9 protein-coding genes and 1 tRNA gene are annotated in these 11,933 nt (G+C 65.7%); 4 read left to right on the top strand and 6 right to left on the bottom strand.

The window, feature by feature from the left end:
• Positions 1-258 precede the first annotated feature (258 nt).
• The 5 genes from thrB to argS are packed head-to-tail and all read right to left on the bottom strand — an operon-like array spanning position 259 to position 6,799.
• On the bottom strand, positions 259-1,233 hold the full coding sequence (gene thrB, locus FNL14_RS13195; protein ID WP_142060734.1) for a homoserine kinase: 975 nt from the start codon (positions 1,231-1,233) through the stop codon (positions 259-261).
• Between the two features lie 2 nt (positions 1,234-1,235).
• Entirely contained in the window at positions 1,236-2,342 is a 1,107-nt protein-coding gene (gene thrC / locus FNL14_RS13190; protein ID WP_091415685.1) for a threonine synthase, read from the bottom strand.
• On the bottom strand, positions 2,343-3,659 hold the full coding sequence (locus tag FNL14_RS13185) for a homoserine dehydrogenase (protein ID WP_142060732.1): 1,317 nt from the start codon (positions 3,657-3,659) through the stop codon (positions 2,343-2,345).
• Positions 3,660-5,129 carry a diaminopimelate decarboxylase gene (gene lysA / locus FNL14_RS13180; protein WP_142060730.1) on the bottom strand — a complete coding sequence of 490 codons (1,470 nt, stop codon included), beginning with the start codon at positions 5,127-5,129 and terminating at the stop codon, positions 3,660-3,662.
• Between the two features lie 5 nt (positions 5,130-5,134).
• Positions 5,135-6,799 carry an arginine--tRNA ligase gene (gene argS / locus FNL14_RS13175; RefSeq protein WP_142060728.1) on the bottom strand — a complete coding sequence of 555 codons (1,665 nt, stop codon included), beginning with the start codon at positions 6,797-6,799 and terminating at the stop codon, positions 5,135-5,137.
• Between the two features lie 173 nt (positions 6,800-6,972).
• On the opposite strand from argS, the gene FNL14_RS13170 reads away from it, so the two are divergent.
• From FNL14_RS13170 to FNL14_RS13155, 4 genes are all read left to right on the top strand, one after another.
• On the top strand, positions 6,973-7,449 hold the full coding sequence (locus tag FNL14_RS13170) for an FMN-binding protein (protein WP_142060726.1): 477 nt from the start codon (positions 6,973-6,975) through the stop codon (positions 7,447-7,449).
• Positions 7,450-7,452: 3 nt separating this feature from the next.
• Positions 7,453-8,325, top strand: coding sequence for an FAD:protein FMN transferase (locus FNL14_RS13165; protein ID WP_142060724.1), 873 nt, complete (start codon positions 7,453-7,455; stop codon positions 8,323-8,325).
• Positions 8,322-9,866, top strand: a complete 1,545-nt coding sequence (locus tag FNL14_RS13160) for a ferredoxin--NADP reductase (RefSeq protein WP_142060722.1) — start codon at positions 8,322-8,324, stop codon at positions 9,864-9,866. The genes FNL14_RS13165 and FNL14_RS13160 overlap by 4 nt, the downstream gene beginning before the upstream one ends.
• 136 nt (positions 9,867-10,002) lie before the next feature.
• Positions 10,003-10,078: transfer RNA gene (locus FNL14_RS13155), tRNA-Arg, on the top strand.
• Positions 10,079-10,308: 230 nt separating this feature from the next.
• Here the strand turns inward: FNL14_RS13155 and FNL14_RS13150 are convergent.
• Positions 10,309-11,931, bottom strand: coding sequence for an HNH endonuclease signature motif containing protein (locus tag FNL14_RS13150; RefSeq protein WP_255470825.1), 1,623 nt, complete (start codon positions 11,929-11,931; stop codon positions 10,309-10,311).
• Positions 11,932-11,933 lie beyond the last annotated feature (2 nt).

The raw sequence follows: 11,933 nt of genomic DNA, 5'->3' as shown, positions 1-11,933 counted from the left end.
GGCGCGATGATTTGATCTGGGCTGCAGTTCAGATCTGCAGCCGGGATTGTACGGCCTTGCCGGATGAAATATCGGCCAGCAGGGCCGGATACTGATTCACGCTGCGCTCCGCCCAAGGTGGAACTGTGGACTGACGTTTCAGGGGCAGTTTCAATGCTGCAGATTCCTGCGACAGACCAAGCAGGTGGCACCGGAATAGATTGCGCAGTAGGAGATCAGGTTGCAACTAAGTGCAGAAGCAGATCAGATAGGCGTCAATTACCGCCGGTGCAACTCCACCTTAGCACCTTCAACGTCCACTGCCAGCTTCAGAACACGCCATCGGATGTCCGGCGTGTTCGCTTCGGTGAACTCTTCGATGAAAGCAACGACGGCGGCCGCTTCAGCCTGTCCGTCGGCCAGGACCAGCACCGTCGGCCCGGCGCCTGAGACAACTGCTGCGTGGCCGGCCGTGCGGAGCGCCGAGATGAGGGCGGCGCTGGGACGCATGGCCTCTGCGCGGTAACTCTGATGGAGGTAGTCCTCGGTGCCGGCAAGCAGGAATTCCGGTTTGGTGGTGAGCGCGTGGATCAGCAGGGCGGCGCGCCCGGCGTTCATGGCTGCAGCGTGGTGCCCCACGGATGCAGGCAGCAGCGCCCGTGCCGTTTCCGTCGACAGCTCGAAGTCCGGAACCGCGACCACCGGCACTACATATCCGGACACGGCGGCACTGGTGCTGCTGTACTGGTCACTGTCCTGCCACGACAGCGCCAGTCCGCCGAAAATGGCTGGTGCCACGTTGTCCGGGTGGCCCTCAAGTTCGCTGGTGAGCTGGAGGATCCAGTCCTTTCCACGGCGGCTTGCCGCCGGTACCAGCGCGTTGGCTGCCGAAATTGCTGCCACCACCGCCGACGCCGAGGAACCCAGTCCGCGGCCGTGCGGAACAACGTTTTCCGCTGTCACCTTGAGCCCGCCGTGCCGGAAACCCAGCCGTTCGAAGGCAGCTTCCATCGCACGGATGACCAGGTGGCTGCCGTCCCGGGGCAGGGTTTCCGCGCCTTCGCCGGCGAGGTCGAACACGAGTTCCTCGGATTCGAGGCTCTCCACCGTCAGGGTGTCGTGCAGCGCCAAAGCCAGACCCAGGCTGTCGTAGCCCGGGCCCAGGTTGGCGGTGGTGGCCGGAACGCGCACGGTAACACTTTGTCCGGCTTCAATGAGCTGCACGCCGACGGTGGCCTGCGGGGTGGTGTCCAAGGCTATTTTTCTTCCAGTCCCAGTTCAGCAGCAACGGTGACAACGTCGTTGGAGACCTTGACCGGCTGGACGTCGCTGCCGTCCTCGGTGCGCAGTGCCCACTGGGGGTCCTTCAGGCCGTGGCCGGTGACCGTGATGACGATGGTTTTGCCGGACGGCACCTCGCCGGCGGCGTGCTTCTTGAGCAGGCCTGCGACGCCGGCCGCGGAACCGGGCTCCACGAAGACGCCTTCGCGTGCGGACAGCCAGCGGTGGGCATTGAGGATTTCCTCGTCGGTGACGGCGTCGATGAATCCGCCGGACTCATCGCGGGCAGCGATGGCGCCGTCCCAGGAAGCGGGGTTGCCGATCCGGATGGCGGTGGCGATGGTGTCCGGTTCAGTGATGGGGTGGCCGGCAACGAACGGCGCGGCCCCTGCTGCCTGGAAACCCCACATCGCGGGCGTTTTGGTGGAGACGGCGGGCAGCGTGCCGGCAGTCTCGGACTCGAAGGGAGCGGAGTACTCCTTGTAGCCCTTCCAGTAAGCGGTGATGTTACCGGCGTTGCCGACCGGCAGGACGTGGATGTCCGGGGCGTCGCCCAGGGCGTCCACGATCTCGAAGGCACCGGTCTTTTGGCCCTGGATGCGGGCGGGGTTGACGGAGTTGACCAGGAAGACGGGGTAGGACTCCCCCAGCTTGCGGGCGATGTCCAGGCAGTTGTCGAAGTTGCCGTCCACCTGGAGCAGCGTGGCGCCGTGGGCGATCGCCTGGCTGAGCTTGCCCATGGAGATCTTGCCTTCGGGCACCAGCACAGCGCACTTCAGGCCGGCCGCCGTTGCATATGCTGCGGCTGAGGCGGAGGTGTTGCCGGTGGAGGCGCACACAACGGCCTTGGCCCCGGCGGCCACGGCGGCGGTCATAGCCATGGTCATGCCGCGGTCCTTGAAGGAGCCGGTGGGGTTCATGCCCTCCACCTTCAGGTACACCTCCGAGCCCGTGAGCTCTGAAAGCTTCTGCGCGTGCACCAGCGGGGTGCCGCCTTCACCCAGGGTGATGACCCTGGTGGATTCCGTCACGGGCAGACGGTCAGCGTATTCGCGGATAACCCCGCGCCATTGGTGAGCCACTTAGACTCCTTCTACCCGCAGAACGGATGTAACTGAATTGATGACGTCCAGGCCCTTCACGGCCTCGACGGTGGCTGCAAGGGCAGCCTCTGATGCGCGGTGCGTAACGATCCGCAGTTCGGCCGACTCAACGTTGGACTCGGCGTCGCGGTGGATGGTCTGCCGCATGATTTCAATGGACACGCCGTGCTCGGCAAACAGCTGGGCGATCCTTGCCAGGACGCCCGGCTCATCCGCAACGTCGAGGCCGATGTAGTAGCTGGTGACGGCCGCGTCGATGGGCAGCGCAGGTACATGGCCGGTGGTGGTTTCAGTGCGTCCCGGGCCACCGAGGACCAGGCGGCGGGCAGCGGAAACGAGGTCGCCCAGTACTGCAGATGCCGTGGGGGTTCCGCCGGCGCCCTGGCCGTAGAACATCAGCTCGCCGGCGTTTTCCGCCTCGATGAATACGGCGTTAAAGGCCCCGCGGACGGCGGCCAGCGGGTGCTCGCGCGGCAGGAGCGTGGGGTGGACGCGGACGGACACGCCCTCGCCGCCGTCGGCATCACTGAGCTTCTCGGCAATAGCCAGCAGCTTGATGACGAAACCCGCATCCTTGGCAGCGGCGATATCCGCGGCGCTGACGGAGGTGATGCCTTCGCAGTGCACATTCTCGAGGGCGAACCGGGTGTGGAACGAAAGTGACGCGAGGATCGCGGCCTTCGCGGCGGCGTCGTGGCCCTCGATGTCGGCAGTGGGGTCCGCTTCCGCGTAGCCAAGGCGCTGCGCTTCTGCCAGGGCGTCGGCGAACTGGGCCCCGGTGGAGTCCATCTGGTCCAGGATGTAGTTGGTGGTGCCGTTGACGATGCCCAGCACGCGGGTGATCCGGTCGCCGGACAGGCTGTCGCGGATGGGGCGCAGGATGGGGATCGCTCCGGCCACGGCTGCCTCATAGGACAGCTGGACGTGGGCCTTGTCCGCCTCTTCGTAGAGGGTGGGACCATCCTGGGCGAGGAGTGCCTTGTTGCCGGTGACCACGCAGGCGCCGTTGCGCAGCGCGGAGAGGATCAACGTGCGGGCAGGTTCGATGCCGCCCATCAGCTCGATCACCAGGTCTGCGTCTTTGACCAGGGTCTCGGCGTCGGTGGTGAACAGTTCCTGGGGCAGGTCCACGTCGCGGCGGGAGTTGACGTTGCGCACCGCAATCCCGCTGAGCTGCAGGCGGGCACCGGTGCGGGCGGCAAGGGCGTCGGCATCCTCAATGAGAATCCGCGCAACCTGGGCCCCAACGTTGCCACAGCCCAGCAGGGCTACTTTCAGGGTTCGCATTTCCGTCATTCAGGCTCCCATGTCGCGGTTCAGCAGATCTTCTTCGGTTTCCCCGCGGACAATCAGCCGGGCAGATCCGTCGCGCACCGCGACAACGCCCGGCCGGGCCAGATAGTTGTAGTTGCTTGACAGGGCCCAGCAGTAGGCGCCGGTCCCCGGTACAGCAAGCAGATCACCGGCTGCCACGTCCTCGGGCAGATATACATCTCTAACAACTATGTCGCCGCTCTCGCAATGTTTGCCCACCACGCGGGACAGCTGGGGCGCGGCGGAGGACGTGCGGGAGGCCAGGACGGCCGAATAATCCGCGTCGTACAGCACCGGCCGGGCGTTATCGCTCATGCCGCCGTCCACCGAAACATACCGGCGCGGATACGTAACGTTGTTGCCGCCGTCACTGGCAGTTCCGGGGGCATCCACGCGCACGGTCTTCAGGGTTCCCACCTCATACAGGGTGAAGGTGGTGCTGCCCACGATGGCGCGCCCCGGCTCAATGGAGATGCGGGGGGCGTCAATGCCCAGGTCAGCGCAGGTGGAGCGGACGACGGCGGCCATCGCCGTTGCGATCTCTGCGGCAGGGCGGGGTGTGTCCACAGGCGTGTAAGCGATGCCGTAGCCGCCGCCGAGATCAAGTTCCGGCATCACGATGGAGTACTTTTCCTGCATGGCGGCGAGGAAACGGAGCAACTTCTCCGCAGCGAGCGCGAAGCCGTCCGGTTCGAAGATCTGGGAGCCGATGTGGCAGTGCAGTCCCAGCAGTTCGATGCCCGGGTGGGCGGACGCTGCCGCAACGGCTTCCTCCGCGGCTGACAGGCCTGCCTGCCCGGTGGTGTCCTCCGCCATGGAGAGGCCGAACTTCTGGTCCTCGTGGGCGGTGGCGATGAACTCGTGGGTGTGGGCGTGGACGCCGGGAGTGAGCCGCAGCATGACCTTTGCCTGGTCACCGCGGGCCTGGGCGATGGCCCCGACCCGTTCCAGCTCGGCCAGGCTGTCCACCACAATGCGGCCCAGCTTCATGTCCAGCGCACGGTTGATCTCGGCGTCGGACTTGTTGTTGCCGTGCAGGGCGACGCGCTCCCCCGGGATCCCGGCTCGGGCGGCCACGGCCAGTTCGCCGCCGGAGGCGGTGTCCAGGCGCAGCCCTTCCTCCTCCACCCACTTCACCACAGCGGTGCACAGGAACGATTTACCGGCGTAGTAAACGTCCACGCCGCCGCAAATGTCCGCGAAGGCTGCATCGAACGAATCCTTGAACGCGCGTGCCCGGGAACGGAAGTCCGACTCGTCCATCACGAACAATGGAGTGCCGAACTGTTCCTTCAGGGCGGCAACGGAAACGCCGGCAACTGCCAGGCCGCCGTCGTCATTCCGTTCAACAGTCCTGGCCCACATCGGTTCCTGCAGGGCATTCAGGTCCTCGGGGACTGCAAGCCATTCGGGCGCCAAGGGGGACTCGGTGTTGCCGGTCTGTACAGACATTTCCGTCACATCCGTTCCGGCGCCGAAACGCCGAGCAGGTCCAGGCCGTTCGCCAGCACCTGGCTGGTGGCATCGTTGAGCCATAGCCGGGTGCGGTTCACGTCGGTCACCGGTTCCTCGCCCATCGGCGCAATGCGGCAGGCGTCGTACCAGCGGTGGTAGGCGCCGGCGATCGCTTCGAGGTGCCGTGCCACGCGGTGCGGCTCGCGCAGTTCCGCGGCCTTGGCCACGATGGAAGGGTAGCTGCCCAGGTAGGAGAGCAGTTCGTTCTCGGTAGCGTGGTCCAGGAGCGCGGCGTCGAAGCTGTCTTTGCCGTCCACCTGGCGTTCCACCCCGGCTGCCACCGCGTTGCGGGCGGCGCCGCGGGAGCGGGCATGGGCGTACTGGACGTAGAACACCGGGTTTTCGTTGCTGTGCTTTTTCAGCAGCTCCGGGTCCAGCGTCAGCGGCGAATCGGCCGGGAAGCGTGCCAGCGAGTAGCGGACAGCGTCCTTGCCGAGCCAGTCGATGAGGTCCTTGAGCTCGATGATGTTGCCGGCGCGCTTGGAAAGCTTGGCGCCGTTCACGGACACGAGCTGGCCGATCAGCACCTCGATGTTCACCTCGGGGTCGTCTCCGGCAGCGGCAGCGATGGCCTTGAGGCGGTTGATGTACCCGTGGTGGTCGGCGCCGAGCAGGTAGATCTTCTCGGTGAAGCCGCGGTCCTTCTTGGAAAGGTAGTAGGCAGCGTCAGCGGCAAAGTAGGTGGGTTCGCCGTTGGCCCGGATCATCACGCGGTCCTTGTCGTCGCCAAAGTCCGTGGTCCGCAGCCAGACGGCACCGCCGTCGTCGAACACGTGGCCCTGCTCGCGAAGGCGGGCAACGGCACTTTCGATAGCGCCGGCGTCGTGCAGTTCCTGCTCCGAGAAGAACACATCGAACTCGACGCCGAAGTCCGCCAGGGTGTCCTTGATGTCCTTCATCTGGGCTTCATACGCGGCCGTGCGGATGACCGGCAGCGCGGCAACTTCGGTGAGTTCGCGGATGTCCGGGTGTGCGGTGAGCACCTCGTGGCCAAGGTCAGCGATGTACTGTCCGGGGTATCCGCCGTCGGGGACGGGGAGGCCGTGCAGGCGGGAGTACACGGAGGTGGCAAAGGTGTTCATCTGCGAGCCGGCGTCGTTGATGTAGTACTCGGCCGTGACGTCCGCTCCGGAGGCGCGAAGCACGCGCGCAATGGCGTCGCCCAACGCGGCCCAGCGCGTATGGCCGATGTGCAGGGGGCCGGTGGGGTTGGCGGAGACGAACTCCATATTCACCGTGTGCCCGGCGAGCGCCGTGTTGGTTCCGTACTGCTTGCCGGCCTCAACGATGACCTTGGCGAGCGCGCCGGCCGTGGCTGCATCCACGGTGATGTTCAGGAAGCCCGGCCCGGCGATATCCACTGCGGAGACGCCGTCGATCGATTTAAGCCGCGCGCTCAGCACGGTGGCAAACTCGCGCGGGTTGGTGCCGGCCTGCTTGGCAAGCTGCAGGGCAATGTTGGTGGCCCAGTCTCCGTGCTCGCGGTTCTTGGGCCGCTCCACGCGTACCTCGTCTGGCACTGCTGATGCTGAAAGGGCGATCTCGCCGGCGGCGACGGCGTCTTTCAGGCAGGCGGATATGGCGAGGGAGAGTTCTTCGGGAGTCACCCCTCTAGCCTACCGGGGGCTGGTGACAGCAAAGGAATTGGGACGTTCAGCGCCGTGACAGGCATTCCACAGGAAATACACAAGCCAGCTACAAGGTGAACCAATACGCTGGGTTTGACGTTGACACCTCCGTAAACACTGCCCACGAACACTTAAACGAAATGAGAGCCTTGATGAGACCGTCAGTCCGCAAGAGTGTTTTCGCCGGAATCGCCGGCCTGTCCCTCGCTGGAACTGTGGCCGGATGCGCGCCTTCCGCCGCCGAGGGCACACCCGCGGCCCCCGGAGGCAACGCCGCGGAGACTTCCGCCGCAACCCCGTCAGGCGGGACGTCCTCGCTGGCCAGCAGCGGTTCCACGTACAAGGACGGAACCTACAGCGCTGATGGAAATTACGTTTCCCCCAATGGAACGGAGACGGTGGGGGTGGAACTTACCCTGGCCGGTGACACCGTCACGGGCGTCAACATCACCCAGCACCCGTCCAACCCGAACACCCGCAAGTTCCAGGGGCAATTCGCCGGCGGCATTGCGGCGCAGATCGTGGGCAAGAACATAGACGAACTTAATGTCTCCAAAGTTGCCGGTTCTTCGCTGACCAGCGGCGGGTTCAACCAGGCAGTGGACAAGATCAAGCAGGAGGCGCAGTAGCCTGTGCCGGACGCGGACTGGGAGGATTTTGCGTTCGAAGGGATCGGGACGCAGTGGGAGATTTCCACGCCCGTTCCGCTGAGCGGGCCGGTCAGGGCGCGCCTGGCGGAACGGGTGGAGCGTTTCGACGCCGAGTGGTCCCGTTTCCGTTCCGATTCCCGCGTCAGCGCCCTCGCCCGCAGGCCGGGAAGTTATGAGTTTGCGGATGAGGCCGTTCGGCTGGGTGCCCTGTACAGGACCCTGTACGGCATGACCGACGGCGCGATGACCCCACTGATCGGCGCTTCCCTTGAGCGGCTGGGATACGACGCCGGATATTCCCTTAAGCCCTCGGGCTCCCCTCTGGCGGCGCCGCCCTGGGACGCGGTCCTGGAGTGGGCGGGCACCACCATCACCACCACTGCCCCGGTGGTGCTGGATATCGGGGCTGCGGGTAAAGGCCTGCTGGTTGACCTGCTCGCGGACGAGCTTCTTGCCGAAGGGCTGGATGCATTCATCATCGATGCCAGCGGCGATTTGCTTGCGTGCGGTCCACTGCCCACCGAGGTGGCGTTGGAGCATCCCTACAATCCTGCACAGGCCATTGGAATCGTTCCCTTGGCGGACCGGGCCCTGTGTGCTTCTGCTTCCAACCGCCGTGCCTGGGGTGACGGACTGCACCACATGCTGGACGGCACCACCGGGCAACCAGTCAGGACCGCCGTCGCCACCTGGGCCCTGGCGGACACCGCGATGCTGGCGGACGCACTGGCCACTGCCCTGTTCTTTGTCCCGGGAGACCAGCTCCAGGAGGAATTCGATTTCTCCTGGCTCACCGTGTTTTCCGACGGCGGCGCGGCCCGCTCCGCCAACTTTGAAGGGACACTGTTCACATGAGTCCTGTTGAAACACCAAAAGCCGGATCGGTCCCCTCCGTGGCAGGACGGCTGGATACGGTCCTGGGCCGCTTCACGATGTACCGGCTGATCCTCCTGGTCCTCGCGGCGCTTGCCGCCTACAGCCTGTTGCTCAATGTCCTGGGCTGGCTGACTTTTGGTATCCCCGAGATGCTGGGCCACCTGGTTTTGTGCCTTGGCTTGACCTACGCCTCGAACAGGGCCCTGGCCGCGCTGTTCCGTGTACGGCCGCACTCGGAGTCCTCGCTGATCACCGGCCTGTTGCTGTATTTCCTGTTCTGGCCGTCCTTTGTGCCCACCGATGTGGCCGGCATCGCACTGGCTTGCGTGCTGGCGTCGGCGTCGAAGTACGCCCTGGCGTGGCGCGGGCGGCATGTCTTCAATCCGGCTGCTGCGGGCGCCTTCGTGGCAGGCCTCACGGGGCTCAACATCGCAACCTGGTGGGCGGCTACACCGGCCATGCTGTGGCTGCTGGTTCCCGGCGTCCTCCTGGTCCTGTACCGCACCCGGAAGTTCCTTATGGCCACGGTGTTCCTCGTGGTGGCTATCGCCATCATCAGCCAGGAACTGCTGCAGGCCGGCATGTCGGCAGGAATGGCCTTGTGGCAGGCCCTTGCCCAGCGGCCGCTGCTGTTCTTTGTTGGGTTCATGCTCACCGAGCCGCTGACCTTGCCACCCCGAAGATGGCAGCAACTGGGGTTGGCGGCTGTGGTGGGCGTGGCCTTTGCGGTTCCCTACAATTTCGGGTTCCTCGCGAATTCACCCGAGGCGGCGCTGCTGCTGGGCAATCTGTTGGCCTTTTTGGTGGGTCAGCGGGGCGGCGTGAGGCTGACCTTCGCCGGGGCCAGGCCACTGACGCCCAGCACCACCGAATTCTCCTTCGAGCCATCCCGCCCGGTCCGCTTCCTGCCAGGACAGTACATGGAGCTGGACCTTCCGCACGCGAAGGCGGACGGAAAGGGACGACGACGGGTGTTCAGTTTGACCGGTTCCCCGGGTGATCGCCTGGTGAAGTTTGGCGTGCGGACAGCCGAGCCCGTGTCCGCCGCCAAGAAGGTCCTGCTTTCCTTGAAGCACGGCGATGCGGTGACAGCCACATCGGTGGGCGGCGACTTTGTGCTCCCCCGCGATCCCCGGAAGCCAGTGCTTCTGATTGCTGCCGGGATCGGCATCACGCCGTTCCTTTCGCATATCTCCTCCGGCGGACTGCGGGACCGCGACGCCGTCCTCGTCCTGCTCGCCAGGAGTGCCGACGAGCTTGCCTACGCAGACGAGCTGATCGCAGCAGGCGTTCGCGTGGTCGCCCGGATCGCGGATGGCTCGGAGCCCCCCGCGCACATCTCTGCCTTCCCGGCGGACGGATCCGCGCTGGAGGGGGAAGCCCTCAAGGCCGCGGTCCCGGATGTGGCCGAGCGCGATGTGTATATTTCGGGTTCCCCGGCCAGCGTCGCCTCATTGCGGCGGGCGGCGCGCCAGGCCGGCGCGCGGCGCGTGCATGTGGACTCGTTCTCCGGGTACTGATGTCCGAAGCCTCGTGGTCTTGATAGCTGGCCTTGGCTGGCTTTGAAGGACTCGCGGCGGGGGCGATTTTCCCTTGCGGGCCACCTTACTGCTAAGCTCTAGGACGTCCCGCCAGCAACGGCAGGAACCCCGGATTGCCCTCGTAGCTCAGGGGATAGAGCGTCTGCCTCCGGAGCAGAAGGTCGTAGGTTCGAATCCTATCGAGGGCACCATCTGAAGCACCCTGGTCTCACGGCCGGGGTGCTTTTCTTTAATGCTGGGGTTTTCTCTTTAATTCGGGGTTAGCGGCCAAAATGTGGGGTTATAGGACAAAACGTGTGTAATTCCCGGGTGTGTCATGTGCGGCCTGCCCATCCTTTGCGGTGCCAGAGGCCTTCGTCTGGGCCGATAACGCCTAACCCGCTAACCCACTAACCCCAGACGGCCGGCGTACAGGGTTGGGCTAGCAGGGGTGATAGCGGGTCGTGGGCGGGCTGTCTCCCGACAGGAACCAGTCCGCGAAAGTCTCTTCCGGAATCTCGTCTTGAAAAAGTTCATGGGGGAAAGGTGGTTCTTCCGGCGGAGGGCTGACTTCGGAAAGGTCCTCCCGCGGTATCGGTACTCCGGCAGGGTCATCGGGCGGTTCCCATTGGTCGAGGAGGTCATCGAAGGCGCGGATACTCTCGGGCACGGCGGAGTCTGGCCAGTGGGGTGGTTCCCAGTCCTGGTGTTCGCTTTTGTAGTGGCGGCCTGTGGGTGAGATCCAGCCGGGTGGTTCGGTTGTGCTGGCCGGGGTGGGTTTCCAGCCGCTCGTGTGGCGCAGCTTGTGGTGTTTCGGGCAGGGCTGTCCCAGGTTAGAAATCCCCGTACTGCCGCCTTTGTGCCAGGCGAGAACATGGTCGGCCTCGTTGTCCAGGGATGGGTTGTTGCAGCCGGGGAACGGGCATTTGCCGTCCCGCAGCCGAAGCCATTGCCGCATCGCCTTGCTCACCCGGTAGTTCGTGCGGCCGATCTCCAAGGGCGCCCCGTCCCGGGGGTCGACCAGGACGCGGTAGAACGAGGCCGCACCATCCGCGACGAGCCTGCGTGCCATCGAAGGCGGGATGGGTCCGTGTCCGTCCAGCATTGCTGGCTCATCCGTCAGGCCCATCAGCGAGCACACCGGTACCGTGACCAGCACCTGCGCCCGGATCGGGGATGCCGGGCCCGCCGCTGTTCCCTCACCGCCACTGGCCAGTTCATCACCACCGGGCGTACCGGCCACGTTGTTCCCGGACCCGAGTTCAGCGCCCGCACCGTCCGTCTCGTCGTTCCCGGCACCGGTGTGCCCGCCGGTACTGTCAGCACCGTCGCTGACACTGCTTGCGCTGATGTCATCGCCAGCCCCGCGGTCGCCGCCGCCATTGTCGCCAGCTGTGGTGCCGGTGTTCAGGAGCGATTCGGTGAAGGTGTCGGCTTTAATCTCGGGCAGGGTGCGGGGCTCGGTGGGGCCCTGCTTTCCGCGGGCGATGGCGGTGAGCCGGTTGCAGATTGCTGAGGCATGGTCTGCTGGCAGGAGCGCGGCGACCCACGCCATCCCGTCGTTGTCCGGCCAGTACTCCACCCGCCGGTCCGCCAGGGACTTGGCGTGGCGTTTTTCCAGGCTTTCAGGGTGGTGGCGTTCCCGCCAGGTCCTGGCCCTGGCCTTGAACCGGTACGCCGGCATTTCCCCGATCGGGCACCCGCGGGCCGCGCCCGGCGCATCCGGGTCCAGGAAATGGGCCTCCAAGGCCGCCGCCGCAGCAGGGTCCAGGCAGGAGGTCTGCTCCACCATGGTCCGGGCGTGCGCCCAGGACATCATCCCGGCCTGCAACGCCGCCAACGCCCGCGGCAACGACGTGGTCAACGCGTGGGACTCTGCCAGCAGCGCACCGGCGGCCCGGTCGCCGATCGCCAGCGCACACCCGACCTCAGCCACCAGGCTCCGGTCCTGCGCCGACGCCTCATAAGGAGACGAAGCCGGACCATTCAACGCCTTCGTCCCCTCAGCCACCACCGCCACGGCCAGTGCCTTCACCGCCGCGATCTTCGCCTCCGACCGCCCCACCG

The organism is Pseudarthrobacter sp. B4EP4b (assembly GCF_006680095.1).
Lineage (GTDB): Bacteria > Actinomycetota > Actinomycetes > Actinomycetales > Micrococcaceae > Arthrobacter.
The sequence above is the reverse complement of the archived record's forward strand: the minus strand, read 5'-3'. Positions and strand labels throughout refer to the sequence as shown.